Raw genomic sequence first — 26,701 nt, 5'->3', positions numbered from 1 at the left:
TTCCGCCGCCGGGGAGAAACCGTTTCGGGTGGATCACGGGCGCTCGTTCCGGGCGGATCGCGGGTCTTTTTGTTCGGTCCCGTCCTCCGGTCGGCGTATGCGCGTCGCGTTCGTCTCGCTTTTCACCCCCGAACACGGCGACACGCCGGCGCGTTCCCGGACGCACCGGACCGCCGCGGGACTCGCGGACCGCGGCCACGACGTGACGTGGCTGTGTGCCCGCTGGTGGGGCGGCGAGGCCCCGACGTTCGAGACGGACGGGATCACGTATCGCTCCGTCGTCGTCGACCCGTCGCCGTCGGCGTTCGCGGCGCGGGTTCCGGCGGCGGTCCGTCGGCTCGACCCGGACGTCGTCCACGCGGTCAACAGCCCGCCGATGCCGGCGCTCGCGACCACGCTCGCCGGCCGGCTCGGCGGGTCGCCGGTCCTCGTCGACTGGTGGCGCGACCATCCGGCGGACTCCAGGCGGGCCTATCGGCTGCTCGCGCGCGACGCCGACGCGGTCACGACGCCCTCGCGCACGACGAAGACGCGGATCCGCGAACACGGCGCGGACGGCTCGGCCGTCGAGGTGATCCCCGAGAGCGTCGATCTCGACCTCGTCGCCGGCGCGGAGCCGGACGACCGCTTCGACGCGGTCTACTCCCGGCGGCTCGACCGCCACGCCAACGTCGAGACGTTCCTGCTGGCGCTGGCCGAGCGCCGCGGGCACGACTGGAACGCGGCCGTGATCGGCGAGGGCCCCGAGCGCGGTCGTGTCGAGTCCACCGCCGAGGACCTCCGGATCGATGATCGAGTGACCTTCCTCGGAGAGCTCCCGCTCGAGGAGCGCGTGTCGGTGTTCAAGGGGACGCACGTCTTCGCGCAGACCGCGAGCTGGGAGACGTTCGCCTCGGAACTGCTGTGGGCGCTGGCGTGCGGCTGCGTCGGGCTCGTCGAGTATCAGGCCGACTCGAGCGCGCACGAACTGGTCGAGGGGCGCGACCGCGGCCGACTCGTCACCAGCCCCGCGGAACTGGCCGACGCGATCGCCGCCGTCGGCGACCTCGAGCGCCGAACGAGCGACCCCGACCTCGAGGAGTACGACCGCGGAGCGGTCCTCGACCGCTACCTCGACGCCTACCGCGAACTCGGCGCGGTCTGATCGTGCGGGGTCGTACGAACCGATGAAGGGAGGGACCGAGGCGGACGGACCCGTCGATCAGGCTTCGTCGGGGGCGATCGTTCCCCCGTACTTCATGAAGACGAAGGCGAGTCCGAGCGTGCTCACCATGGCGATGAAGGTGGCGATCGTCAGCGCGCGCGCGCCGTCGGGGACGAATACCGCGCTGCTCTCCCCGCCGCCGGTGTCCACCGTCGGGATGTCCTCGCCGACGGCGAGCCCGCCGTGCATGCCGACCGACGTGTGCGGGACGCAGTGGTAGTGGGTGATGCCCGCGTCCTCCTCGCTCGTCTCGTACTCGTAGGTGTATCCCTCCTCGTCGACTGGGTCGCCGCTGTCGAGCGAGGCGGGCCCGCCGTCCTCGACCGTCTGGACGTTGTGCGCGCCGCCGCTTCCGGTCCATTCCCAGGTGACCGTCGTGCCCGGATCGACCCACAGGAGGCTGGGGTCGAACGCGAGCCCCTGGTCGCCGGCTCCCACCGAGACGGTGACCGAGTCCTGTCCTCGGGCGTCCTGATAGGTGCCGAGGTTCTGGTTTGCCCCGCTCGGCCAGTCCGGCTCGACGCTGCCGCCACCGCCCTCCTGTCCCGCGGCGGTCCCCGTCGCGGCCGTGGCTCCGCCGACGGCGGCAGCCGTGCCGCCGGCGGTCCGCATGAACGTGCGCCGAGAGACGTCGTCCGTGCTCATGGATCCGGATTCGTCATCGCCGATAGTGAATATGTTGGTTCCGCTCGCTCGGAAGCGGCGGCGGTCACCGGTTCCGACCGTCGGTTCCGGTCATCCGACCGCCGCGTCCGACCGCCCGCCCGCCCGCCTCAGCGCACCGAGTCGAGCAGCAGCCGCTGTTCGACCCGCTTCACTTCGTGTTGGACGTCGCGGACGGCGTCGATGTTCGCGGAGATCGAGGAGACGCCCTCCTCGACGAGGAAGTCGACCATCTCGGACTTCGAGCCGGCCTGTCCGCAGATGCTGGTGTCGACGTCCAGCTCGCGACACCGCTCGATGGTGTCACCGATGAGCCGCAGGACGGCGGGGTGAAGCTCGTCGAAGCGGTCGGCGACGTGTTCGTTGTTGCGGTCGACCGCGAGGGTGTACTGGGTGAGGTCGTTGGTGCCGAAGGAGGCGAAGTCGATCCCCGCCTCGGCGAGCTCGTCGATCTGGAGCGCGCTCGCCGGCGTCTCGATCATCACGCCCCAGCGGTGCGTCTCGGGGTCGATCCCGGCCTCGCGCATGTGCCCCTTCACGCCCTCGAGGTCGGCGGCGTCGTTGACGAGCGGGAACATCACCTCGAGGTTGTCGTATCCCATGTCGATGAGCCGCGCGAACGCGGCGAGCTCCTGACGGAACGGCTCGGGCTTGTCGAGACTCCGGCGGACGCCCCGCCAGCCCAACATCGGGTTGTGCTCGTTCGGCTCGCCGTCGCCGCCCTCCAACTCGCTGAACTCGTCCGTCGGCGCGTCGATGGTCCGGACCCGGACCGGTCGCGGGTAGAACTCGTCGGCGACCCGCCGAACCCCCTCGATGAGCTCGTCCTGGTACGCGCGCTTGCCGTGGTCAGCGATGTACTTCTCCGGCGTCTTCCCGAGCGAGAGCACCATGTGTTCGATCCGGAGCAGCCCGACGCCGTCCGCGCCGGTCGCGGCCGCCCGCTCCGCGGCCTCCGGGATCGAGACGTTCACCTTCACCTCCGTCGCGGTCATCGGCTTGACGGGGGTCTCCGGCCGGGCGGCCTCCACCGGCTCGAACTCCTCGGCGGATTCGGCCGTCTCGTCGATTCCGGCGCGGACGGTCCCCTTGTCGCCGTCGATCGTGATCCCCTGGCCGTCCTCCAGCACGCGAGTCCCGTTACCGGTGCCGACGACGGCCGGGACGCCGAGTTCTCGGGAGATGATCGCGGCGTGGCTCGTCATCCCGCCCTCGTCGGTGACGATGCCCGCGGCGCGTTTCATCGCGGGCACCATGTCGGGCATCGTCATCTCGGTCACGAGCACGTCTCCCTCCTGTACCTGGTCGAGGTGGTCGAGCTTCGTGACGATCCGGACCGAACCGGAAACCACCCCGGGACTCGCGCCGAGCCCGTCGACGAGGACGTCCGCGTCGTCGTCGCCGTTTCCGGCGTTTCCGCCGGAACCGCCGTTCCCGGCCACGGCCGCGCCGAAGTCGTCGCCCCCGTCCTCGCCGCCGGCCGTCTCGCCGGCGTCCTCGCGGATCGTGGTGATCGGCCGCGACTGGAGCATGTACACCTCGCCGTCGTAGATCGCCCACTCGACGTCCTGTGGGGTCCCGTAGTGGTCCTCGACGCGCTCGCCGAGCCCGACGAGCTCGTCTATCTCCTCGTCGGAGAGCACCCGCTCCGTGCGTCGGTCCTCCTCGACGTCGAGCTGGACCGTCTCTCCCGTGTCGGAGTCCTTCACCATCTCCACCTTCTTGTCCGCGACCGTGACGTTCTCGACGCTTCCGCGGCCGCGGTCGTACACGTAGTTGTCCGGGGAGACGGTGCCCGAGACGACCGCCTCGCCGAGCCCCCAGGCGGCCTCGATCGTCATCTGCGGGTCGCCTGTCGAGGGATGGCTCGTGAACAGCACGCCCGACTTCTCGGCGTCGACCATCCGTTGGACGACCACCGCGATGTCGACGTCCTCGTGGGGGAACCCCCGCTGTTGACGGTAGTAGATCGCCCGCTGGGTGAAAAGCGACGCCCAACACTCCTTCACCCGCCGGAGGAGGTCCGCCTCGCGGACGTTGAGGAACGTCTCCTGCTGGCCGGCGAACGACGAGTCGGGCAGGTCCTCGGCGGTCGCCGAGGAGCGGACGGCGACGAACGCCTCCTCGCCCTCCGAGCCCATCTCGCGGTAGCTCTCGAGGATCCCCTCGCGGACCGGCTCGGGGAACGGGGTCTCCGTGATCAGCTCCCGGGCGGTCGCCTCCGCCTCCCGGAGCGCGGCGGAGTCCTCGGGGTCCACGTCGACGGCGGCGAACAGCTCCTCGTCTATTCCCGCCTCCTCGATGAACTCGCGGTAGGTCCCCGCCGTGACGACGAATCCCGGCGGCACCGGCAGCCCCGCGCCGATGAGTTCACCGAGCGAAGCCCCCTTGCCGCCGACGGTCCCGATGTCGTCGGCGTCGACGTCGTCCAGCCAGAGTACTGCCATTCGTATGTGCGGTGGATCCACGACCCGCCGTATGAATCTTCCGGACCGAACCTCGGCGAATAAAGGATTACTCGGCATCGAGTTGTCGGCCTCGAACCGGACGCTAGTGTCCCAACACGGTGGATGTCGCCGAACGAACGCGGTCGGCGCGTGACCGGATCGAGGGGGGAATCGATCCCGGCCGACCGGGGGAGCGACGGGGGACGTGAACGGCGGCTCGAAAGCGAGAGAGGGCCGAGTTCGTCGCGGGCGTGACGAACCGACGAACGGTCCGTACCCTTTCATACGACTCCGTCCGACCTATACTTACTTGCTGCTCGAATGACGTATCCGATCATGTGTTACAGGTGTTGTAACAGCAGTTCCGCCGTCGTGATCGGCGATCGCCGATCGGCCGCGCGTCGCCGGCCGAGCGATCCGCCGGCCGAACGGTCCGCCGGCCGATCAGTCGCCCGCGAGCCGTCGCCGCTCGTCCCGGAGGAGCTGTTCCCAGACCTCGAACAGTCGGCTGTCGAGCCCGTAGGCGGCGTCCACCCGGGCGACCCAGGCGTCGTCGGCGAAGAGCAGCTCCTGGAACCGCCGGATCTCCGGCGAGAGGCGGTCGCGGTCGCCGGCGTAGTACGAGAGCGACTCCTCGCGCGCCCGCTCGACGAGGTCGTTCGGGACCGCGATCCCGTCGGCGGCCGCGGCGTGGACGAACCACTCCAGGTGGAGGAGCGCGGCCGCCGCGAGAAAACGCTCGCGAAACCCGGAGAGCCCCTCGAGGGCGGGTCGCCCGTCGACGACGACGTCCCGCGGGCGGGAGAATCGTGGGGCGGTCGCGCTCACGCCCGCGTCGGCGGCCACCTCGCGGGCCACCCGTCGGAGTCGCCACTCGCCGTACCGGACCGGCGCGACGAGGCCGAGTTCGTACCACAGCGGCATCCACTCGCAGTAGGGCTCCGAGAACGCTCCGTCCGCGAGCAACGTCGTCGCCACCGAGCGCGCCGCCGCCGGCGGGAGTTCGGTCGGGTCCTCGGCGAGCGCGGCCGCGAGGCGGTCGCCGTCGATGGCGTCCACGCCCGGGAAGTCCATCCCCTCGGCGACGTGGCGCGTGTACGCGCGGCTCGCGGCGTACCAGTCGGCGAAGTCCCGCGGCGCGGTCAGTCGGAGGAGACGGAGGACGGTGATGGCGGGTGTAGGTCCGGCGCGCTCAAAACCGCTCCGGCCGGTCCGCGTCGCCGCTCCGCTCGTCGTCGCCCCCGTCCGCGAGCGCGTCGTCCAGTCCCCACTCGCTCGCGCGCTCCTCCGCCTCTCGACGCGCCTGCTCGCGGATCGCCTCGATCCGGTCGTCGTCGGCGAGGAACGCCGCCACCGCGTCGGTCTCCTCGCCGTCGTCGTCCGACAGCCGGTCGGCCGGCGCGGCCTCGCGGGTCCGCTCGGCGAGGCCGGGATCGTCGGCGAGTTCGGTCGCCGCCGCGGCCGGCGGCACCCGGAGCGCCTCCTCGTCGTGGGCCGCCCGGAGCGACTCGGGCGCGACCGCGTACAGCTCGACGCGGTACGGGCCGGGCACGGCCAGTTCGGCGAGCGCGTCGGGGCCGCCGCTGTCGGTCACGGTGTTGTACGCTAACACGGGAACGCCCGCCTCGAAGGTCAACACCCCGCGGGCGTCGCCGGCGAGCAGCAGCGTCTCCTGTGGAACGACCGTCGCGTAGCCGGTGAGTTCCCGGTCGAGCGCGGTCGACAGGGTGGTGCCCACGTCGGAGACGACCCGCGAGCGGAGGAGGTCCCCCCGCGGGATCTCGAGGACCGGCGGGTCCGTGGACCCGCTCATGGGGTGTCGGGGACGACCGCGCTCTTGAACCGCGCCGCCACCGCGTCCTCGTCGCCGTCGCGCACCTCGAGGCGGGCGGCCGCCTCGCGGTACCGCGCCGCGGGCTCGCTGTCGGGCGCGTGCGCGAGGAGCGGCTTCCCGGCCCGCCGTGCCGCGCGGACCACGTCGCTGTCGGGCACCTCCGCGAGCACCGGCCCGCCGAAGTGGCGGCCCGCCTGCTCGGCCACCGCGGCGGCCGGGTCCCTGACCTTGTTGAGAAGCACGCCGGCCGTCTCGGTGCCGTACGAGCGGGCGTACTCCTGGACCTTCAGTCCGTCCGAGAGCGCGGGGATCGTCGGCTCGACCACGATCACGACGCGGTCGGCGAGGACGACCGGCAACACCGCGGACTTCGAGCCGAGCGCGGCCGGCGAGTCCAGGAGGAGCACGTCGGTGTCGCGCGCGAGTTCGGCGACGACCTCGCGGAGCCGCGCGGGGTCGGCCGCCTCGAATCCCGCGAGCGAGGTGCCACAGGGGACGACCGAGAGCCCGAAGCGCTCGTAGGTCGCCTCCGAGACGTCGGTCGCGGTCCCCTCCACGAGGAGGTCGTGGAGGGTGACCGCCGCGTCGTCGAGCCCGGTGTGGAACAGCAGGTTCGCCATCCCGGTGTCGGCGTCGACGACGGTCACGTCGTGTTCGGCGGAGAGCGCCATCCCGAGCGCGAGCGTGCTCGTCGTCTTGCCGGTGCCGCCCTTGCCGCTGGCGACCGCGAACGCCTCGACCATGCCCTTTCGTCCGCGTCGTCCCGTTAAAAGGTGTCTATTACCCTGTCGTGGTCGGTACAGATGGGAGGCATCGATTCGGGTGCGGTGGCGCGCCACCGTCCGTGACCGGGTATCCGTCGATTCTCCCGATGACGGGGTCTCCCGACGCTCCCCCGAGAACAGCGCTTTTGTCCGCTCGGATCAATACTCCTCCATGGCCGAGACGATATCCGCGAGCGAGTTCCGCGACATGGTCGACGCGGCGCGACGCGGCGAGCGCGAGTTCGCCCTCGTCGACACCAGACCCGAGGAGAGCTACGCGGGCTGGCGGATCGCCGGCGCGATCAACTACGTCTACAAGCCCTTCCACGCGTTCGACCGCGACGAGTTCGAGGACGCGACCGGGATCGGCCCCGGGGAGACGGTCGTGACCGTCTGTGCGAAGGGGAAGTCCTCACACGCGCTCGCCGACGACCTCGCCGCCGCCGGCTACGAGGACGTGTACGCCGTCGACGACGGCATGCGCGGCTGGTCGTCGGTCTACGACCGCGTCGAGGTTCCCCTCCTCGACGCCGACGAGGAACCCCTCGACGTCGTCCAGATCCAACGCCGTGCGAAGGGGTGTCTGGGATACCTCGTGGTCGGCGGATACGGGGACGGCCACGACGCCGAAGACTCCCTCACCGTCGCCGATTCCGCCGGCTCCCGTGTCGCCGTCGCGGTCGACGTCTCCCGTCACGGCGAGGAGTGGCGGGCCGCGGCCGCCGACCACGACGCGTCCATCGCGGCCGTGCTCGACACCCACGTCCACGCCGACCACCTCTCCGGCGGCCGGGCGCTCGCGGACGAGCTGGGCGTCCCCTACGTCCTCCCGGCCGCGGCCGCCGAACGCGACGTGGCCTACGAGTTCGAGCCGATCGGGCGCAACCGGACCCTCGACGTCGGCGGCGTCGACCTGAAGGCGCTCGCGACTCCCGGCCACACCGACGACGGCGCGAGCTACCTCGTCGGGCGCTCCGCCGTCCTGACCGGCGACACCCTCTTCACCGAGGGCGTCGGCCGGACGGAACTCCAGTTCGCGGCCGGCGGGGAGAGCGAGGCGGGACACGAGTCCGGGAACGGAGGGACGGAGCGCGAGTCCGCCGGCGCACGAACCGGCGCGGAGCGGCTCTACGACTCGCTCCACGGCACCCTGCTCGCGGAGCCCGACGACGTCGTCGTGTTGCCCGGCCACTTCTCCGTCGACGCCGACGGGACTACCGGCGGGGCGACTCCCGGCGAGCCCGTGGCGACGACGGTGGGAGACGCACGGACGGGGCTCGAGGTCCTCGGACGGGACCGGGCGGCGTTCGTCGAGGAGATCACGGCGACGCTGCCGGAGAAGCCGCCGAACTACGAGTCGGTGATCGCGGCCAACCGCGGGGTCGAGTCGCCGCGGAACGAGGTCGCCGCGATCGAACTCGAACTCGGCCCGAACCGGTGTGCGGCCGAGCCCGCGCCGGAGCCCGAGGCCGACGACTGAGGGGGAGTCCTACTCGTCCTGGAGGTCGGCCTCGCGCAGCGCCTCGTTCAAGTCCTCGCGGACGCGCTCGCCGGTCTCGCGGTCCATCGCGGTCGTGACGATCCGGTTCTCCTGGACGCTGGAGCCGTCCCGGAGGAGGAGCCGAACGTTCCCGTTCGTCCCCGCGCGCGTCGCCTTCGCGCGCAGTCCCGTCCGCGAGCCGGTGCCGCCGGCGTCGATCGGTCCGGGAACGACCTTCTTGACGTGCGGGTGCTCGGCAACCGTCCGGATCGCCCGCCGTCCCTTCCGGTCGCCGATGAGCGTCGAGTGGGACCCGCCGATCTTCTCGCGTGGCGGCATCTCGACGACCTCCAGCGCGCGGTCGCCACGGCGGTCGAGCACCCACCGGACCACGTCGCTCTCGAGGCCCGCGTCGCCCTCCGCGTCGTCGTCGTCGCCGGATCCGCCCCCGCCGGCGCCGCGCTCGCCGCCCCCCTCCGGCACGCGGTAGAACTCGTGGTGGAGTTGTGCGCGCGCCTCGCGGAGCGGTTCGCGCGCGCCGGCGGCGTACACCGTTTCGGGGCGCTTGCGGCGGATCTCGTCGGCGACGCGGCCGGCGAAGTTGCGGAGGTGGACGTGGGTCAACTCCTCGTCGTCCTCCGGGCGGGTCGTGATCGTCGTCCGCCCGACGGCCGCGTCCTCCTCCAGCACCGTCAGCTCCGCGCGGTCCTCGGCGAACTCGACGACGACCGCGTCGCTGTTGGCGGTGTTACAGGTCAGACAGTAGTCCCCGGGCTTCTCCAGGGGGGTCCCACACCGCCGACAGTTCATACCGACCGGAGGCGCGTGCCGGATAAAAGGCCGTTCGTTCGATCCGGGATCCGTCGCCGACCGCCGTTCCGGAGCAACCGATATTAGTCGGTGCCGGACTGACGGGAGTGTATGGATACCGATCGCGCCGATGCGGACGCCCCGGACGAGGGATCCGACGGCTCCGAAACCGACGCTCCGGAGGGCGGGTCCGATCGATCCGAGTCCGATCGGTCCGTGACCGACCGGTCCGTATCGGATCTGACGGATCCGGAAGTCATCGAGGTCTGGCTGGAGGGACTGTTCCGAAACGGGCGAACGAACGCGCTGATCGCGTGGGCGATGGTCGCGGTACTCGTCGGCGTCTTCCTCGAGAGCGCTCTGGAGTTCGACCTCCTTCCGATGGCTCTCGTCACGGCCATCACTGCCGTCGTGGTCGCGCCGGCGATCGTCGCACGGGACCCGCGGGTGGTGCCGCCGTGGGAGGTGCTCGTGCTCGCGCTGTTGCCCGTGCTGGTCCGCGCGCTTCTCGGCGGCGAGGTCGGCATCTTCGCGACGTACCTCGCCATCGCCGCGCTGGCGCTCGTCATCACCGTCGAGCTCCAGATGTTCTCCTCGCTGCGCGTGACCCACTGGTTCGCGATCGTCTTCGTCGTGATGACGACGATGGCCACCGCGGCCGCGTGGACGGTCCTCCGATGGAACGCCGACCGCGTCCTCGGTACCACCTACCTGACGACGAACGAGGCGCTGATGATCGAGTGGCTCTACGTGACGCTTGCCGGGCTCGTCGCGGGCGTCCTCTTCGACGTCTACTTCCGCCGCCGCGGCCTGCGGCTCCGCCGTGCGCTCCGGCGGGTGGTGCGCCGATGACGCTTCTGCCCCGCCCGTCGGTCCGGAACCAGAAACGGCTCACTCGGACGATGCAGGCGATCCTCGCCGGTATCCTCGTTTACGGGATCGTCGCGGGCGCGCCGAAGGCGATCTCCAACGGCGGGATCGCGTTACTCATCACGTTCGTTCCGGCGGCCCTCGAACGGAACTACGACGTCCCGATCGACCCCTGGCTCGGCGTGTGGATCACGAGCGCCGTCTTCTTCCATACCATGGGATCGGCCGCCCTTTACACGCGGATCGAGTGGTGGGACCACCTCACGCACTCGCTTTCGGCGTCGCTCGTCGCCGGCGTGGGCTACACTACGCTGCGCGCCGTCGACCTCCACAGCGACCGGATCCGGATCCCGGGCCGGTTCGCGTTCGCCTTCATCGTCATCGTCGTCCTCGCGTTCGGCGTCGTCTGGGAGCTGTTCGAGTTCGCGCTCGACATCATCGCTGTCAGGACCGGTCTCACCATGCCGCTGGCCCAGCACGGCCTCGACGACACCGTCCTCGACGTGATGTACAACTCCATCGGGGCGCTCGTCGTTGGCGTCTTCGGACAGGCGCACCTCACCGGCGTCGCGGAGCGCGTCCGTGAGGGCCTCCTCGCGCGGTCGGACGGCTCCGGGAAGTGAGGGTGAGGTCGACGGGGCCTTCCGCTCCGTCAGTCGAGACAGGCCGCGACGACGCGCAACGCGGCCTCGCCGCGGACCTCCTTCGCCAACAGCGGGACCCGCTTCACGTCGCGTCCGCGGAAGAGGTCGGTCGCGTCCCGGAGCGCCGCCTGCTGGACCTCCCACCGGCGCGCACAGAACTCGCAGTGCTCGGGGTCCGGCTCGACGATCCACTCGGGATCGACGTCGGCCACGTCGCTCACGCGCTCCATCACGCGGTTGACGACCAGCGTGTTCACCGGTATCTCGAACTCGTCGAGCCGGGCGACGAGCCGCTCGGACTCGACGACGCTCATCTCCTCGGGGATGGTCACGACGCGGAAGTCGGTCCGGTCGGGGTCGCGTAACACGTTCCTGAGGCGTTCGATCCGCGTGCGCAACTCCTCGAGGTCGGCGCTCGGGTCCGGGTCGTCCTCGCCGCCGCCGAACATCCCCTTGATCCCGTCCATCATCCCGGAGAACCGCTGTCGGAGCGTCATCACGCGGCCGATCATCGAGTCCATGATCTCGGGCAGCTGGAGGAGTCGGAGGGTGTGGCCGGTGGGCGCGGTGTCGACGACCACCCGGTCGAACCGCGGGTCGTCGAGGTACTCGAGCAGCTGGCGCATCGCCGCGGCCTCGTCCGCGCCGGGCATCGTCCCGCCGAGCAGCGAGCCGGGCGCGTCGTCCATGCCTTCGGCGGCGTCGTCGGCCATCCCGCCCATTCCCGGCATGCCGCCCATCGCTTCGCCCATCTCGCCCAGCCCGCCGAGCGGGTCGCCGTCCGCGCCGAACATCCCCTCCTCCATCGCGGCGTCGGGGTCGATCTCGGCGGCGTAAAGCGGCAGGTCCTCGTGGATCACCGCCGGCTCCGCGGGCACGTCGACTCCGACGGTGTCGGAGAGCGAGTGGGCGGGGTCCGTCGAGACGACGAGCGTCGGGACGCCCCCCGCCGCCGAGGAGAGCGCGGTCGCGGCCGCCATCGTCGTCTTCCCCACCCCACCCTTCCCGCCGTACAGCACGTACTCCGGCGCGTCCACGCCCCGCGGGAGGCCGTCGCTCCCGGCCTCCTCTCCGAGCGCGTTCCCGTCCTTCCCGGCGTTCTCGCCGTCCTCGACCGCGTTCTCGCCGGCCGCGTCGCTCCCGGCGTCCTCGTCGACGCGGTCGACGGGCTCGACGTCGATGTCGTCCATGCCCGCCACTGGCGGCGGCGCGCTTGTGTACCCGTCGGTCCGGGTCGCGGGCGGAACGGGGGTGGGACGGGGACAGGGGAGGAGTGGCAGGAGAAGGCCGAGACGGAGGCGGGAGCAGGCCGGGACGGAGGCGGAGAAGGCCGAGACGGAGGCGGGAGCAGGCCGGGACGGAGGCGGAGAAGGCCGGGACGGAGGCGGGAGGGGGACGGCAGGCGAGCGGGCTACGGCGACCCGTCGAGTCGCTCCACGACGGTCTGGAGGTCCGCTTCGGTCTCGATCTCGCGTTTCACCTGCTCGCGGCGGCGGACCGCCGCGGAGTCGGCGTCGTACGCGCGGACGTACTCCGCGCGGGTGTGCTCGTCGAACGCGTGCCGGATCGCGAAGTAGCCGTCCGGGACGATCGTGCCACACACTTTACACTCGTGACGCTGGTGTTCTCGCGTCTGGTGGAGGACGGTCGACTCCACGTCCTCGAAGACGGCGTCACACCCGTCGATGCCGCACGCCCAGGGAACCATGTCCCACGGTTCCCGCCGAGGGGATTAACGGTTTCCCCCGACGCCGCCGAGTCGTCGACGGCCGATGCCGCCGCGGACTCGGCGACGAACGGCGGCACCGCGGACTCGGCGACGAACGATACGCCTTTGGGCGGCTACGCGTACCTCCGATCGTGAGCCGATCCCGAACGCGCGTCGACGCCCACGTCAAGGTCCTCGACGACCGCGTCGTCGCCCGCGCGAAGGAGCGCGGGATCGACGCGATCGTATACGCGCCACACTTCACCCGGCTGCCGACGATCCGCGAGCGCGCGGCCCGGTTCTCCGACGACGAGCTGACGGTGATCCCCGGCCGCGAGGTGTTCACCGGGAACTGGGGGAACCGCCGGCACCTCCTCGCGATCGGGCTCTCCGATCCCGTCCCCGACTACGTCACCTTCGAGGGAGCGATGGCGGAGTTCGAACGACAGGACGCCGCGGTGCTCGTCCCGCACCCGTCGTTCGCGACCATCTCGCTCACCCGACCCGAGCTCGCGGCCCACGACTCCCGCGTCGACGCCATCGAGACGTACAACACGAAGCTGCTCTCCAACCAGAACGGCCGCGCACGGGACATCGCGGACGACCTCGACCTCCGCGGGTTCGGCTCCTCCTACGCGCACCTCCGGCCGACGGTCGGCGAGGCGTGGACCGCCTTCGAGGGCGACCTCCCCGACGCCGAGGCGATCGTCGAGGCGTTCCGCGAGGGACGCCCGCGGACGGTCGTCCACCGCGGCGGCCTCGGCCATCGGCTCCGCGGGCTCGTCGAGTTCGGCCACCTCGCCTACGAGAACACCTGGGCGAAGGCCGATCGGCTCTTCCTCTCCGGCGAGGAGCCGACGCTCCCGTCCAACGTCGCCTACGAGGGTCGGTTCGACGACGTGGCAGTCTACGAGTGAGCGTCGACGCCGGTCGTTCGACCCACGACCGGTTCACCGACGCCGCTACGACAGCTGGGCGGTCACGTCGGTCGAGGAGATCATCCCGACGTAGTCGTCGTCGACCACCGGGAGGTGTTTCACGCCGTACATCGTCATCATGGCCGCGACCTCCTCCATCAACAGGTCCGGCGTCACGGTCTCGACGTCCTCGGTCATCACGTCCGAGACCAGCGTCTCCTCCGTGTCCCTCCCCTCGGCCACGGCGGCGATGATGTCGCTCTGGGTGACGATACAGCCGCTGCCGGCGGTGACGACGAGCGCGCTGATGTCGCGTTCGCTCATGCGACGGGCGGCCTCGCGGATGGGCTCGTCGCCGCCGATGGTCTCGAGCGGCGTCGACATGACCTCGCTGACCCGGGTGCGATCGTGTAAGTCCATACCACACCTCGGCAGGCGGGCGTGTTGGGTCTTCCGGATGGCGCAACGGACGTCCGCCTCCCGGAAAGCGGCTAGCGTCCGGCGAGGTATTCCGTGAGATCGGTCGTCGACAGCATCCCGACGACGACCCCGTCGTCGTCGGTCACCGGGAGGTGACTGTACTCGCCGTCGGCGAGGTCGGCGAGCGCGTCGACCGAGTCGTCCCGCGAGGCGGTGACGACCGCGGTGGTCATACACTCGCGGACGAGGGTCTCGTCGTGCGGGTCGTTCTCGCGGACGAGACGCACGAAGTCCCACCCGGTGAGCAGCCCCTCGAGGCGACCGGACTCGTCGACGACGAGGATCGAGTTCACGCCCGTCTCTCCCATCCGTTCGGCCGCCTCCGCCGCGGTGGCGTCGGCGGCGACCGTCACGAGGTCCGTCGACATGAGCCGACCGACGGGTACGTCTCCCATGTGCGTCGGCGACGGGGGCCACGATAATCAATCGTGAGGGTCATCCCGTCTCGCGGGCCGCTTCTCGGAGGCTCGGGCCCTCCGGCTCACTCCTCGAGGATCGACTCGGGCGCGCCGGCCAGCCCGACGAGCGCCTCCGCCTCGACGTGATGGAGGTCGCCGGGGATCACGAGGGTGTGGAGCGGGTCGCCGAACTCGCGCTCCGCGAGCGCGCTCAGCCGGTCCGCGGCGACGACGGGGTCGGGCGAGCCGGCGCGGGCGACGACGACCGCGAGCTCGTCCCGCCAGCCGTCCGCGAGGAGGCCCGCCGCGTAGTCGGCGGTCATGTACTCCTCGTGATCGGGATCGGGACCCGACGGGCCGGTCCCCACCTTGATGTCGAGGTAGACGACGGTGTGGAGCCCGCGCTCGCGGTTCGCCTCGATCGTCTCGCGTACGCTGCTCGGCACGTCGTCGCCGCCGTGTGCGTAGGGGAACGGGAGCGTCACGGCCTTCCCGAACCGGTAGTTCTGGAGGCCGGTGAGACTCGAGGCGGCCGACTGGGCGGTGACGCCGTGGATCACTCGCGTGTCGATCCCGCGCGACTCGGCCCGCAGGCGGAGGTCGGCGTGCGTCGTCGAGATCATGGTGTCGCCGGCGGTCAGGAAGGCGGCGTCGCCGGTCTCGGCGGCCGTGAGGATCGGCTCGGGGTCGCGTTCGACTCCCTCGCGGTCGCGCACCTCGACGTCGACGCCGTGAGCCGCCTCGAGATCGTCGACGTCCGCGCCGACGAGCCGGCTGGTGTAGAACTCCGCGAAGACGCGGTCGGCCGACCGCAACGCCTCGCGCCCCTCGACGGTGATCGAGCGCTCGTCGTAGAGGCCGAGCCCGATGAACGTGAGCATACCGTCGTTCCGGGGAGGACCGCCTAAAAGGGCGCGGACCGCCGACGATCCGGCGTCGGCGGGGGTCGCCGCCGCCCCGGATTCGCCCGTCGCTCCGGAACCCGGAACTCCCGTACACGCCGACGAGAGGCCCTCGATCCGAGGATCGTTCATGATCGTTTCATGTGAATCCATAGCAAGCCCTAAGAGGTGACCGACACAACGTTTGGCTACTGGGCCTTACCGGGCCAAGATCCACGATATGACTGATCAAGAACTCATCTGGCGGATATCGGGAGGATCCGGCGACGGGATCGCTTCCACCAGCCAGAACTTCGCGAAGGCCTTGATGCGATCGGGGCTGAACGTGTTCACACACCGGCACTATCCGTCCCGGATCCGCGGGGGCCACACGTACACGGAGATCCGCGCGGCCGCGGACCCGGTCGACTCCCGCGGCGACGGCTACAACTTCCTGTTGGCGCTCGGCGACTCCTTCGCCCGGAACCCGCAGGAAGGGGCCGTCTACGGGAACGAGGAGATCAAACCGCTCTCGGAGAACCTCGACGAGCTCCGCGAGGGCGGCGTCATCGTCTACGACGAGGGACTCCTCGACCCCTCGGAGATCCCGGACTTCCAGCAGCGCGTCGAGGAGAACGGCTGGCACGTCTTCCCGCTCGACCTCCGCGGACTCGCCCGCGACATGGGTCGTGAAGTGATGCGCAACACGGCCGGCGTCGGCGCGACCTGCGCGCTGATCGGCATGGACCTCGAACACGTCGAGGACCTGATGCGCGACGCGATGCCCGAGAAGATCCTCGACCCCAACCTCGAGATCCTCGAGACCGCCTACGACCAGGTACGCGAGGAGTACGACGTCGACGACGTCGAGGTGTCGGTTCCGACCGGCGAACACGAGGAGACGCAGCTCCTCATGTCCGGCTCGGACGCCATCTCGTACGGCGCGATAGACGAGGGGTGTCGCTTCATCGCGGGCTACCCCATGACGCCGTGGACGGAAGTGTTCACGATCATGACCCAGAACCTGCCCGAACTGGGCGGGATCTCCGAGCAGGTCGAAGACGAGATCGCGGCGGCGGCGCTGGCCGTGGGAGCCTCCCACGCCGGCGTCAAGGCGATGTCCGGGTCCTCCGGCGGCGGCTTCGCGCTGATGTCCGAGCCGCTCGGACTCGCGGAGATGACGGAGACGCCGCTCGTCCTCGTCGAGGCGATGCGCGCCGGTCCGTCGACGGGGATGCCGACGAAGCCGGAGCAGTCCGACCTCGAACACGTGTTGTACACCTCCCAGGGTGACTCCCAGCGCGTCGTCTTGGCCCCCGGTACCGTCGCCGAGGCGTACGAGCAGTCGCGGCTCGCCTTCCGGCTCGCCTACGAGTACCAGATCCCGACGATCCTGCTGTACGACCAGAAGCTCGGCGGCGAGTTGAAGAACGTCCCCAAGAGCCACTTCGACCGCGAGCCGAACCCGACGCTCGGCAAGACGCTCACCGAGGAGGAGCTCGCCGAACAGCCCCACTCGGCGGACGGGAAGTTCCACCGCTTCCAACACGACGTCGAGGACGGCGTCACCCCGCGGTCGATCCCCGGCCAGAAAGGCGGCCGGTTCCTCGCGACGGGCAACGAACACGACCCCACGGGCCACATCAGCGAGTCGCCCGACAACCGGGTCGCACAGATCGACCGACGCACCCAGAAGCTCGAGGCGATCCGCGCGGACCTCGACGACGAGGACACGAGCTCGTACGCCGGCCCCGACGACGCCGAGTACGGGATTCTCACGTTCGGCAGCCAGCAGGGAACCGTCGAGGAGGCGGTCGGTAGGCTCAACGACGCCGGCGTCTCGGTGAAGTCGCTCGGCGTCTCCGACATGCTTCCGTTCCCGACCGAGGAGGTCCGGACGTTCATCGAGAGCGTCGAGGAGGTCCTCGTCGTCGAGATGACCGCCTCCGGCCAGTTCCGCGGGCTCGTCCAGAAGAACCTCGGCCAGTACGGGGAGAAGCTGTCGAGCCTCCTCAAGTACAACGGGAACCCGTTCGAGCCCGCCGAGGTCGTCGACGGCTTCGAGGCGGCGATCATCGAGGGCGACGGCGACGCGTCCGGCCATCAGACCACCTTCGTCCCAGCAGCAGGTGATTAACCCATGAGCACGTTTTCAGCCATCGGAGAGGAACGAGAGATCGACCGCGACGAGTACACGCCCGGCGTCGAGCCGCAACCCACCTGGTGTCCCGGCTGCGGCGACTTCAGCGTCCTGAAGGCGCTGAAACAGGCACTTCCCGAGGTCGGCCGATCGCCCGAGGAGACGCTGCTCTGTACCGGGATCGGCTGTTCGGGCAAGCTGAACAGCTACCTCGACACGTACGGCTTCCACACGATCCACGGTCGCTCGCTGCCCGTGGCCCGCGCCGCGAAGCTCGCGAACCCCGACCTCGAGGTCATCGCCGCCGGCGGCGACGGCGACGGCTACGGGATCGGCGGAAACCACTTCATCCACACGGCCCGGGAGAACCACGACATGACGTACATCGTGTTCAACAACGAGATCTTCGGGCTCACCAAGGGACAGACCTCCCCGACCAGCCCGAAGGGCCACAAGTCGAAGACGCAGCCCCACGGCAGCGCAAAGGAGCCGCTCAAGCCGCTCTCGCTGTCGCTGAACGCCGGCGCGTCGTACGTCGCCCGGACGGCCGCGGTCAACCCGAACCAGGCCAAGGAGATCCTGATCGAGGCGATCGAACACGACGGGTTCGCACACGTCGACTTCCTGACGCAGTGCCCGACGTGGAACAAGGACGCCCGGCAGTACGTCCCGTACATCGACGTCAACGAGTCCGACGACTACGACTTCGACAAGACCGACCGCGTCGAGGCCGCCGAGATGATGCGGACGACCGAGGAGGCGCTGTACGACGGCGAGGTCCTCACCGGTCGGTTCTACGTCGACGACGAGCGCATCTCCTACGGCCAGGAGAAACAGCAGATCGGCGAGATGCCCGAGGAGCCGCTGGCGGAGCGCTACTGGGACGACGACTACGAGTGGGAACGCTCGTACGACCGGTTCGTCGACAAACACGAGTGAACTGATCGGCCCGGTTCGAGATCGCAACCCCTGTTTTCGGGTTCGCAAGGTATTTTTTCCGTGGTGACAAAGGAGTTCACATGAGTACCGTATCGACGGAAGAGCGTATCCTCTCGGTCTTGGAGGAGGACGCACAGGCCTCCTGTGGGGAGATCGCCGAGCGGGCGGAGGTCTCGAAGCCAACGGTGCGAAAGTACATCGACAAGCTCGAGGAGGAGGGCGTCATCGTGGGCTACTCGGCGGACGTCGACCCGAAGAAGCTCTCGACGCAGTCGATCGCGATGGTGGGGATGGACGTGGACTCGGGCAAGTACGTCTCCGCGACCCGCGATCTGAAGGCCCTCGAGGAGGTGGAGGCGCTGTACACCTCCTCGGGCGACCACATGCTGATGGCGGAGGTCCGCGCGGCCGACGGCGACGAGCTCGGCGACGTCATCAACGACGAGCTGCTCGCCGTCGACGGCGTCACCGCCGCTCACCCCTCGTTTCTCCAGGAGCGGCTGAAGTGACGGAGACTCCTCCTCACCGGTAGGCGAACGCGACGAGAAGCGTCGAGAGGACCGCCACCGCGACCGTCGAGACTGCCATCGTCCGGTCGCCCGCCCCGAGGAGGACCGCGGCCAGCGGAACGACGAGGAGCCCGCCGACCAGCATGGCCGCGCCGCCGAGCCGCCGGGCCCGCTCGCGGTCGACGTTCGGCGTCGTCAACAGCTCGCGCCGGTCCCGATAGCGGACGAGCCAGCCCAACAGGACCACCCCCGCGGCGGCGACGGCAAGGGTTCCGGCGGCGACGAGTCGGTCGGAGACCCCGAACCGGGTCGCGGCGGCGAGCGCGAGGAGGAACGCGCCGGTGGCGGCGAGCACGGCGGCGTTCGCGCGGGCGGCGTCGTCGTCATCGGGGTGAGTTCCGTACGCTCGGCGGACGCGGCTGCCGGCCGGGAGGCTCGCGAGCGCGACGAACAGGAGCGCTCCGGCGATCGCGACGAGGAGGGCGGAGCCGAGATCGGCGGACGTCATGTCGGTCCAGTGTGATGTGCGACGAGGAAGGGTTTTCGGGCGGATCCGCCGGCGTCACGCGACCGTCTCGACGTCGGCCACCACGACCGCCTCGTCGCCGGCGGGACCGCGGCGCACCGCACGTCGGTCGAACCCGTGAGCGCGGTAGAACTCGCGAGCGCTCGGACGGTCGTCGGACACGCTCGCGCGGAGCGTGTCGACGCCGCGGTCGGCGAGCGCCGACGCGACGCGCGCGAGCAGCTCCTCGGTGACTCCCTCCCCGACGTGCTCCGGGTGGACCCAGAGCGCGAGGAGTTCCGCCTCGGACCCCTCGTCGTCGGGGTGGGCGATCGCCACGCCGACGGGTCCGTCGTCGTCCTCCATTAGGAAGCAGCACTCCGCGCCCACGGCCGCCTCCCGGACGCCCGCGGCGGAGACGTCCAGGAGGGGTGCGCCGATGTCGTCGAACACCGTCGCCTCTCGGGCCCGCGAAACCGTCGTCCGAAGCGTCTCGGCGTCGCCGGGACGCGCCGGTCGAACACGCATACACGGACCGTGGAGAGGGGAGTAGGTATACGTTTCGGGGTCGGCGAGCGTCACCGATCGCCGCGGGAAACCGAGCGAGACCGTCGCGGGAACGCGCTACTCGACCGGGGCGATCCCGATCGTGACGGTCACGTCCTCGACGTCCCATTCCTCAACGAGCCCGTCGGAGTCGTCCGCGGCGTCGGCCGGGTCCTCGAGCCACGCGTCGGCGCGGACCTCGCCCGCGATCAACTCGGCGTGCTCGTCGACGAAGCCGGCGACGCGCTCGTCGTCGACGGCGACGCCGAGCCGGATCCGCGCCTCGACGTCGAGGTCGAGCTCCTTGCGCATCTCTTGAACGCGGCGGATCACGTCGCGGGCGTACCCCTCGGACTCGATCCCGGTCGTGAGGGAGGTGTCGACGTACACCGTCCCGCCGTCGAACTCGACGCCGGTGACGTTCTCCGGCGGCTCGGCGACGTACTCGACCATCGACTCCTCGAGGTCGACGGGCTCGCCGTCGACGGCGACTCCCTCCTCGATCTCCGTCCGGGTCGCCCCCTGTACGGCGGCCATCACCTCCTGGGCGTCGCCGCCGAAGGCCGGGCCGATCTCCGCCATCCGCGGCTCCGCGGTCTGGACCAGCTCGTCGAAGGCGTCGGTGACGGTGACTTCACGGGCGTTGACGCGGTCGGCGATGAGGTCGGCGAGCCGCTCGACCGCGCCCGCGACCCCGTCGTCGTCGGTCTCGACGACGACCCGCGGAACGGGCCAGCGGAGCTTCCGGCCGGCCTGCTGGCGGGCGTTCGCGGCGGCCTCCTCCACGTCGCGGAGGACCGCCACGTCGCGTTCGAGCTCGGGGTCGCGCAGGTCGTCGTCCGGCTCCGGGTAGGCGAGCTGATGGACCGTCGTCGCCTCGCCGTCGAGCGTCCGGTACATCCGCTCGGTCAGGTACGGCGCGATCGGCGCGAGCAGGCGGATCACCTCGTCGAGGACCGTCGACAGGGTGGCGTACGCCCCGCGTTTCGACGGCGAGTCTGCCTCCTCCCACATGCGGTCGCGGACGGCCTTGACGTAAAAGCGCGAGACGTCCTGCGTGACGAACTCGATGACCGCGTTGACCGCGTCGCTGACGCGGTAGTCGTCCCACGCCTCCGTGACCTCGGTCTCGACCGACTGGAGCCGCGAGAGCACCCACTCGTCGACGAGTTCGAGCTCGCCGTCGTCGAGGGAGGCGTCGGCCGGGTCGTACCCGTCGAGTTCCATGTACTCGAGCGGGAAGCGGAAGACGTTCCAGAGGATGTTGAGCTTCCCCTGGATCTCCCCGAGCCCGTCCCACTCGAACGCGAGGTCGACGCCCTGCTGGTCGTGGCTGAGCAGGTACGTCCGGAGGGGATCGCGGCCGGCCCGCTCGATCGCCTCCTCGGGCGTGACGATGTTGCCGACGGACTTGGACATCTTCCGGCCGTCCTCGTCGTTGGCGAACCCGTGCATGATCACCTCCTCGTAGGGGATCTCGCCAACCGCGGCGGTCCCCATTCCCAGTTGCGACCAGAACCAGCCGCGCGTCTGGTCGTGCGCCTCGATGATGAGGTCGGCGGGCCACAGCTCGTCGTGTGCCGCCGCCTCGCTCGGGTACCCGAGGGTGCCCCACGAAGCCACCGAGGAGTCGAGCCACACGTCGAAGACGTCCTCGACGCGCCGGTAGGTCGTCCCGTCCTCGACGATCGTCAGGTCGTCGACCGAGGGACGGTGGAGGTCGATGGAGTCGGGGTCGACGTCCTCCTCGACGCGTTCGGCCAGCTCCTCGCGGGTGCCGATCACGACCATGTCCTCGTCGAGGTTCCCGGCCTCCGCGTCCGCCGGCACCCAGATCGGGATCGGGATCCCCCAGTAGCGCTGCCGGGAGACGTTCCAGTCCGGCGCGTCCTCGATGAAGTCGCGGAAGCGGTTGTCGCGAGCCCACTGCGGATGCCACTCCGACTCCTCCATGTTCTCGAGGAGGTCGTCTTTCACGTCCGTGATCGAGATGAACCACTGGTCGGTGACGAGCTGGATGATCCCGGTGTCACACCGCCAGCAGTGGCCGTAGCTGTGGTTCACCGTCCCGTGTGCGAGCATGTGGCCGTCGGCGACGAGGTCGTCGATGATCCTCTCGTTGGCGTCGCGGACGAACCGCCCGGCGTACTCGCCGGCGGCCTCGGTGAACTCCCCGTTCGGCGCGACCGGACAGAAGATCTCGAGGCCCAACTCGCTGCCGCGGTGGAAGTCCTCCTCCCCGTGGCCGGGCGCGGAGTGGACGAGTCCGGTGCGGTCCGCCTCCACGTAGTCGGCGGCGTACACCTGCCCCGCGCCCTCGAAGTCGGGATACTCGGCGAGCCGGTCCGCGAGCGGGTGGTCGTACGCCCAGCCGACGAGGTCGCTTCCCGGGAGCTCGGCCTCGATCTCGTAGTCCTCGTAGCGTCCCTCCCCGAGCACGTCCTCGGCGCACTCGGCGGCGACGTAGAGCAGTTCCTCCTCGCCGTCCTTCTCGGCGCGGACCGCGTTATAGGTGAGCTCCTCGTCGACGGCGACGAAGGTGTTCGCGGGGATCGTCCACGGCGTCGTCGTCCAGATCACGAGGCTCCCCTCGCGGTCGGACAGGGGGAACTTCACGTAGATCGAGGGGTCCTCGACGTCCTCGTACTCGACCTCGTTGTTCGCGAGCCCCGTCTCACACCGCGGACACTGCGAGATCGAGCGTTTCCCCTGCTCGACGAGCCCGTTGTCGGCGACGTTGGAGAACGCCCACCACGCGGCCTCCATGTACTCCGGCGAGACGGTCTCGTAGGGGTCCTCCCAGTCCATCCAGACGCCGATGGACTCGAAGTCCTCGTCCATCGCCGCCCGGTTCTCGAGGGCGAACTCCTTGCACCGCTCGATGAACGACTCCATGCCGTACTCCTCGATGTCGCGTTTGTTCTCGAAGCCGAGCTCCTCCTCGACTTTCACCTCGATCGGGAGCCCGTGCATGTCGTAGCCCGGGCGGTCCGTGACGCGGTGGCCGGTCATCCGCTTGTGCCGGATGACGGCGTCCTTCAGCGTCTTGTTCCAGGCGGTTCCGAGGTGCATCTGCCCCGAGGTGTACGGCGGCCCGTCGACGAAGAAGAAGGGTGGGTCGTCGGCGTGCGCCTCCTTCGCCGCCTCGTAGGCGTCCGCGTCGTCCCAGTACTCCTCGACCGCCGACTCGACGTCCGCGGGAGTGTACTGGTCGTCGATCTGCTCCATACGGGTGTGTTCCCGCCCGCGTATTTGAATACGGCGGAGTCGGGGTCGATATCGCGGGAGGAGCGGGGGCCGGGGTCGCGGGAAGATCGGGGTCGCAGTCGCGAGAGACCCCGGGTAATCGCCTCATACCAATACCGTGGGAGCACCAGTGTCCCGCGTATGAACGCCCCACGTTCGGCGCTCGTCGGAGCGGCAGTACTGTTCATCGCGATCGTCGCGACCGGCGGCGTCGCCGGCGCCGATCCGGTGACGCTCACCGTCTCGGTCGCCGACGAGGACGGTGACGCCGTCGGCGACGTGGCCGTCGAGGCGGCGTGGGAGACCGAATCCGGCGAGACCGGGACTGCGACGGGCACGACGGCGAGCAACGGGAACGTGCTCCTCGACGTCCCCGAGGGGGCGAGCGTCGAGTTGGACGTCGACGACGGCACCTACGTCCGGAACCGGCCGCTCCGGATCGCCAACGCGAGCGCGGCGAACGTCGAACTCGGCGTCTCCCGGAGCGGAACCGCGACGGTGACGGTCGTCGACGAGCGGAACCGGTCGCAGGCCGACGCGAGGGTGACCGTCCGCGAGGACGGGCGAGCGATCGACCGCGGCGAGACCGGCTCGGACGGCGTCTACGAGACGGCCCGCCTCGAGCGCGGGACGTACGAGGTCACCGTCGTGAAACCGGGATACCTCGAGACGGAACGCGAGGTGACGGTGACGCGGAACGCGGAGACGACGGTCGCCATCGAGCGGGGCACCGTGACGCTCGACGTGCGTACCTTCGACGACCACTTCGACCCGCCCGCCCCGATCGAGACGGGATCGATCCGGGTGGACTCGTCGGTGTACGACGGCGAGGTGAGCGTGACCGAGGGGACGGCCTCGCTCAACGTTCCCGTGAACGCCGCGTACACGATCGCGGTCGTAAAGGACGGATACGACGCCACGCCCAAGCGGCTCTGGGTCCGGGAGTCCCCGGTGAGCACGAACGTCACGGCACGGCGGACCCCCACGCTGTCCGTCGCGCCGGCGAACGAGCGCGTCCTCGTCGGCGAGACGACCCGCGTGACTGTGCGGAACGCGTACGACGAGCCGGCGGCGGGCGTGACCGTCGAGGTCGACGACGAGGCGGTCGGCGAGACCGACGACCGCGGGGAGGCCGACGTGCCGATATCGTCCGCCGGGAATCGAACGATCGTCGCGCGGGACGGAGACGTCACGTCCGACCCGGTGACGATCGAGGGCGTCGAGACCGCGGACGGGACCGATCCGGGAGAGAACGGCTCGGGCGAGAACGACACGGACGACGGTGACGGAGGCGTTTCGGACGACGGTGACGGAAACGCCTCGGACGACGACGCCGGAAGCGGATCGAACGACGCCGAAGACGGCGACCCGGGGAGCACCGACGACGGCGTCCCCGGTTTCGGCGTCGTCGCCGCGGTCCTCGCCCTTCTCGCGGCGGGCGCGGCGGGCGCGGCGGGTCGGCTTCGCGGTCAGTGAGGGCGACGGGACGAGCGGTACCCCTCTCGATCCGCCCCGTCACCGCTCGATGCCCGCCTCCGCGAACGTCGCCATCCGGTCGTGGGTCCGGCAGGCGGCGCGGTAGGTCGAGAGCGCCAGCGCCGCGCCGGAGCCCTCGCCGAGCCGGAGGCCGTGGTCGAAGAGCGGCTCGAGGTCCAGCGCGTCGAGCTGGACCGCGTGCCCCGGCTCGCTCCCGGCGTGGGAGGGGAGGAGGTACGGTCGGACGTCGTCCGCGAGGGCGTCGGCGACGAGCGCGGCCGCGCCCGAGACCACGCCGTCGACGACGACGGGCGTCCGGTCGGCCGCACAGCCGAGCGCGACGCCGGCGAGGAATCCGACCTCGTAGCCGCCGACGCGCCGGAGCACCTCGACGGGGTCGGGTCCGTCCCCGTCGTCGGGTTCCCCGCTCCCATCGAGGCCGTTCCGCGCGAGCGCGCGCTCGACGACCCGGACCTTGTGTGCGCGGGTCTCCTCGTCGACGCCCGTTCCGGGCCCCGTGACGCGATCGGGGTCGGCTCCGGCGATCGCCGACGTGAGCGCGGCGGCGACGGTGGTGTTCCCGATCCCCATCTCGCCGAGCGCGACGATCCCGGCCTCGGCGAGCCGCGTTCGGGCGGTCCGAACGCCGGCCTCGAGCGCGGCGACCGCCTCCGAGCGGGCCATCGCCGGCCCCGCGGCGATGTCGTCGGTTCCGGAGCCGACCCGCTCGTCGACGACTTCGCTCGCTCTCGCGTCCGCCGCTTCGTCGACCGCCTCGTCGACCGGCCCCTCGACCTCGACCGGCGCTCCCTCGACGCCCGCGTCGACGACGAGCGTGTCCGCGCCGACGACCTCGCTGATCGCGGAGACGGCGGCCCCGCCGGCCACGAAGTTCCGGAGCATGGTCCGGGTCACGGCCTGCGGATACGCCGAGACGCCCCGTTCGACCACGCCGTGGTCCGCCGCGGCGACGACGACGGTCGGGTTCGCGAGCGCTGGCCGGGGCTCGCCCGTGAGCCCGGCGAGGGCGACCGCGAGGTCCTCGAGCCGGCCGAGGCTCCCGGGCGGCTTCGTCAGTTCGGCCTGTCGCTCGCGGGCGGCGTCGGCCGCGTCGGCGTCGAACGCCGGGATCGGCGGCGGCGAGAAGTCGGGCGGCGGCGAGCGATCGAGCGATCTCGCGGGGTCGTCGTCCGGTACGGTCACGCGTCGAAGTCGGGGAGGTCGTCGGGCGCCTCGTACTCGGACTCCCAGTCGATGTACTCGTCTTTGAGCACGTCACAGGCGATCTGTCCGAGCTCCGTGAGCCCGGCGTTGATCGCGGAGACGGAGCCCCACGAGTCGAGGTCGTCGTGGTACTCCCGCTCCTTCCAGTCCTCGGGGATGCCCGGCGCGTGGTACCCCACGCGGTCGGCGAAGGAGTCCCAGAAGAAGTCGAACCGGGAGACGAGATCGAGGTCCTCGACGATCCGCCAGTCGGACTCCTCGAGGTCGCAGTCGGCGGTCCATCGCGCGAACGCCTCCTCCCAGGCACCCTCGCGCAGGAACGCCTCCAACTCGTCGCGGCGGTACTCGCCGCCGGCCACGTCGGCGTCCTCGTACTCGTTCGGGTCGACGGCGGACAGCTCGGGCGGGTCCGGCGTCTCGATGTCGAGCGACATGTCCACCCGTCCGCGCCGGGGAGCCAAAACGGTGCGGGCTCGACGGCGGGAGCGGGTGGGAAACCGAACGCGATCCGGTCCTTTTACCGCGCCGACCGAGTATCTCGGAGCATGAACGTTCGCGCTCGCTCCCGACAGGTCGGGATCGCCGCCGCCCTCGTCAGCGCGCTCCTGCTCGCCGCGCCGTACGCGCTCGTGACCGGCTTCGACGCCCAGCTCGCCGGGTACTACACGGCCGGTCCCGTGGGAGCCGGCGGGGTGGCGCTGTTCGCGCTGTTGAGCGCGGTCGTGTTCGCCTCCGTCGAGCGCGGGAACGTCGATCCGGGGACCCTCGCCGGCGCGCTCGTCGTCCTCGGGAGCGCGACGACCCTGCTCGCGGCGGTCTGGTGGCTCTCGATCGAGCCGACGACGATGTTCGGCGAGTACCGCTGGCTCGAGCACCACGCGACCGCCGTGACCGTCGCGTCGCTGCCGATGCCGCTCTCCGCCGGCGTGTACGCCCGGGAGCTGCTCGGGTAGGTCCGGGGCCGAGCGACGACGCCGGCGAGCGGGCGGTGTCCCGCGAACGAAAGGCCCTTATGG

Annotated in this window: 26 protein-coding genes; 10 read left to right on the top strand and 16 right to left on the bottom strand. The window is 70.6% G+C overall.

What is annotated here, in order from left to right; translation table 11 throughout:
* The first annotated feature begins 97 nt into the window (after positions 1-97).
* A complete protein-coding gene (locus F3H10_RS10880; RefSeq protein WP_149784792.1) occupies positions 98-1,144 on the top strand; it encodes a glycosyltransferase family 4 protein in 1,047 nt (348 codons plus the stop codon).
* A 57-nt stretch (positions 1,145-1,201) separates the two neighbouring features.
* Here F3H10_RS10880 and F3H10_RS10875 read toward each other — a convergent pair whose 3' ends face one another.
* The 5 genes from F3H10_RS10875 to F3H10_RS10855 form a co-directional block, all read right to left on the bottom strand.
* Positions 1,202-1,849 (bottom strand): halocyanin domain-containing protein, encoded by a 648-nt coding sequence (locus F3H10_RS10875; protein WP_149784791.1) that lies wholly within the window; start codon positions 1,847-1,849, stop codon positions 1,202-1,204.
* A 128-nt stretch (positions 1,850-1,977) separates the two neighbouring features.
* Entirely contained in the window at positions 1,978-4,314 is a 2,337-nt protein-coding gene (ppsA, locus tag F3H10_RS10870; protein WP_149784790.1) for a phosphoenolpyruvate synthase, read from the bottom strand.
* Positions 4,315-4,758: 444 nt separating this feature from the next.
* Positions 4,759-5,388 (bottom strand): hypothetical protein, encoded by a 630-nt coding sequence (locus tag F3H10_RS10865; protein ID WP_149784789.1) that lies wholly within the window; start codon positions 5,386-5,388, stop codon positions 4,759-4,761.
* A gap of 118 nt (positions 5,389-5,506) precedes the next feature.
* Positions 5,507-6,127, bottom strand: a complete 621-nt coding sequence (locus F3H10_RS10860; RefSeq protein ID WP_149784788.1) for a hypothetical protein — start codon at positions 6,125-6,127, stop codon at positions 5,507-5,509.
* A complete protein-coding gene (locus F3H10_RS10855; RefSeq protein WP_149784787.1) occupies positions 6,124-6,891 on the bottom strand; it encodes a nucleotide-binding protein in 768 nt (255 codons plus the stop codon). Before F3H10_RS10855 ends, F3H10_RS10860 begins: the two co-directional genes overlap by 4 nt.
* Positions 6,892-7,084: 193 nt before the next feature.
* On the opposite strand from F3H10_RS10855, the gene F3H10_RS10850 reads away from it, so the two are divergent.
* A complete protein-coding gene (locus F3H10_RS10850; protein ID WP_149784786.1) occupies positions 7,085-8,392 on the top strand; it encodes an MBL fold metallo-hydrolase in 1,308 nt (435 codons plus the stop codon).
* Positions 8,393-8,401: 9 nt separating this feature from the next.
* On the opposite strand, the gene F3H10_RS10845 is transcribed toward F3H10_RS10850, so the two are convergent.
* Entirely contained in the window at positions 8,402-9,202 is an 801-nt protein-coding gene (locus tag F3H10_RS10845; protein WP_149784785.1) for a DUF2103 domain-containing protein, read from the bottom strand.
* Between the two features lie 111 nt (positions 9,203-9,313).
* Between F3H10_RS10845 and F3H10_RS10840 the strand changes: the two genes are divergently transcribed.
* Together F3H10_RS10840 and F3H10_RS10835 are read left to right on the top strand one after the other, a co-directional pair.
* On the top strand, positions 9,314-10,054 hold the full coding sequence (locus tag F3H10_RS10840; protein ID WP_149784784.1) for a hypothetical protein: 741 nt from the start codon (positions 9,314-9,316) through the stop codon (positions 10,052-10,054).
* Positions 10,051-10,695 (top strand): hypothetical protein, encoded by a 645-nt coding sequence (locus F3H10_RS10835; protein ID WP_149784783.1) that lies wholly within the window; start codon positions 10,051-10,053, stop codon positions 10,693-10,695. Before F3H10_RS10840 ends, F3H10_RS10835 begins: the two co-directional genes overlap by 4 nt.
* Positions 10,696-10,724: 29 nt before the next feature.
* On the opposite strand, the gene F3H10_RS10830 is transcribed toward F3H10_RS10835, so the two are convergent.
* Complete coding sequence (locus F3H10_RS10830; RefSeq protein ID WP_149784782.1) at positions 10,725-11,906, bottom strand: ArsA family ATPase; 1,182 nt, start codon at positions 11,904-11,906, stop codon at positions 10,725-10,727.
* A 221-nt stretch (positions 11,907-12,127) separates the two neighbouring features.
* Positions 12,128-12,424, bottom strand: a complete 297-nt coding sequence (locus F3H10_RS10825; protein WP_149784781.1) for a DUF7565 family protein — start codon at positions 12,422-12,424, stop codon at positions 12,128-12,130.
* Positions 12,425-12,573: 149 nt separating this feature from the next.
* Between F3H10_RS10825 and F3H10_RS10820 the strand changes: the two genes are divergently transcribed.
* Positions 12,574-13,341: a PHP-associated domain-containing protein gene (locus F3H10_RS10820; RefSeq protein WP_149784807.1), complete on the top strand. Its 768-nt coding sequence runs from the start codon at positions 12,574-12,576 to the stop codon at positions 13,339-13,341.
* 45 nt (positions 13,342-13,386) lie between these two features.
* Here the strand turns inward: F3H10_RS10820 and F3H10_RS10815 are convergent, their stop codons facing one another.
* The 3 genes from F3H10_RS10815 to dph5 form a co-directional block, all read right to left on the bottom strand.
* The gene (locus tag F3H10_RS10815; RefSeq protein WP_149784780.1) at positions 13,387-13,761 is read right to left on the bottom strand and encodes a CBS domain-containing protein; all 375 of its coding nucleotides are present in this window, start codon (positions 13,759-13,761) and stop codon (positions 13,387-13,389) included.
* Between the two features lie 71 nt (positions 13,762-13,832).
* Positions 13,833-14,216, bottom strand: a complete 384-nt coding sequence (locus F3H10_RS10810; protein ID WP_149784779.1) for a CBS domain-containing protein — start codon at positions 14,214-14,216, stop codon at positions 13,833-13,835.
* A gap of 86 nt (positions 14,217-14,302) precedes the next feature.
* The gene (dph5, locus tag F3H10_RS10805; protein WP_149784778.1) at positions 14,303-15,100 is read right to left on the bottom strand and encodes a diphthine synthase; all 798 of its coding nucleotides are present in this window, start codon (positions 15,098-15,100) and stop codon (positions 14,303-14,305) included.
* Between the two features lie 241 nt (positions 15,101-15,341).
* Here dph5 and F3H10_RS10800 point away from each other — a divergent pair, with 241 nt between their 5' ends.
* From F3H10_RS10800 to lrpA1, 3 genes are all read left to right on the top strand, one after another.
* Positions 15,342-17,237: a 2-oxoacid:acceptor oxidoreductase subunit alpha gene (locus F3H10_RS10800; RefSeq protein WP_149784777.1), complete on the top strand. Its 1,896-nt coding sequence runs from the start codon at positions 15,342-15,344 to the stop codon at positions 17,235-17,237.
* Between the two features lie 3 nt (positions 17,238-17,240).
* A complete protein-coding gene (locus F3H10_RS10795; RefSeq protein ID WP_149784776.1) occupies positions 17,241-18,179 on the top strand; it encodes a thiamine pyrophosphate-dependent enzyme in 939 nt (312 codons plus the stop codon).
* Positions 18,180-18,259: 80 nt separating this feature from the next.
* On the top strand, positions 18,260-18,688 hold the full coding sequence (gene lrpA1, locus F3H10_RS10790; RefSeq protein WP_149784775.1) for an HTH-type transcriptional regulator LrpA1: 429 nt from the start codon (positions 18,260-18,262) through the stop codon (positions 18,686-18,688).
* A 13-nt stretch (positions 18,689-18,701) separates the two neighbouring features.
* On the opposite strand, the gene F3H10_RS10785 is transcribed toward lrpA1, so the two are convergent.
* From F3H10_RS10785 to ileS, 3 genes are all read right to left on the bottom strand, one after another.
* Entirely contained in the window at positions 18,702-19,196 is a 495-nt protein-coding gene (locus F3H10_RS10785) for a hypothetical protein (protein ID WP_149784774.1), read from the bottom strand.
* Between the two features lie 54 nt (positions 19,197-19,250).
* Complete coding sequence (locus tag F3H10_RS10780) at positions 19,251-19,721, bottom strand: GNAT family N-acetyltransferase (protein WP_149784773.1); 471 nt, start codon at positions 19,719-19,721, stop codon at positions 19,251-19,253.
* A gap of 96 nt (positions 19,722-19,817) precedes the next feature.
* Entirely contained in the window at positions 19,818-22,967 is a 3,150-nt protein-coding gene (ileS, locus tag F3H10_RS10775; protein WP_149784772.1) for an isoleucine--tRNA ligase, read from the bottom strand.
* A 159-nt stretch (positions 22,968-23,126) separates the two neighbouring features.
* On the opposite strand from ileS, the gene F3H10_RS10770 reads away from it, so the two are divergent.
* Entirely contained in the window at positions 23,127-24,461 is a 1,335-nt protein-coding gene (locus tag F3H10_RS10770) for a carboxypeptidase-like regulatory domain-containing protein (RefSeq protein ID WP_149784771.1), read from the top strand.
* A gap of 39 nt (positions 24,462-24,500) precedes the next feature.
* Here F3H10_RS10770 and cobT read toward each other — a convergent pair whose 3' ends face one another.
* The gene (gene cobT / locus F3H10_RS10765; RefSeq protein WP_223174301.1) at positions 24,501-25,664 is read right to left on the bottom strand and encodes a nicotinate-nucleotide--dimethylbenzimidazole phosphoribosyltransferase; all 1,164 of its coding nucleotides are present in this window, start codon (positions 25,662-25,664) and stop codon (positions 24,501-24,503) included.
* The gene (locus tag F3H10_RS10760) at positions 25,661-26,119 is read right to left on the bottom strand and encodes a hypothetical protein (RefSeq protein WP_149784770.1); all 459 of its coding nucleotides are present in this window, start codon (positions 26,117-26,119) and stop codon (positions 25,661-25,663) included. The genes cobT and F3H10_RS10760 overlap by 4 nt, the downstream gene beginning before the upstream one ends.
* 111 nt (positions 26,120-26,230) lie before the next feature.
* On the opposite strand from F3H10_RS10760, the gene F3H10_RS10755 reads away from it, so the two are divergent.
* Positions 26,231-26,638 (top strand): DUF7548 family protein, encoded by a 408-nt coding sequence (locus F3H10_RS10755; protein WP_149784769.1) that lies wholly within the window; start codon positions 26,231-26,233, stop codon positions 26,636-26,638.
* Positions 26,639-26,701 lie beyond the last annotated feature (63 nt).

The sequence above is a fragment of the Halorubrum aquaticum genome (genome assembly GCF_900113615.1).
In the GTDB taxonomy this organism is placed as follows: Archaea; Halobacteriota; Halobacteria; order Halobacteriales; family Haloferacaceae; genus Halorubrum; species Halorubrum aquaticum.
Note: the sequence above shows the minus strand (reverse complement) of the source record. Positions and strands in the feature narration are given on the sequence as shown.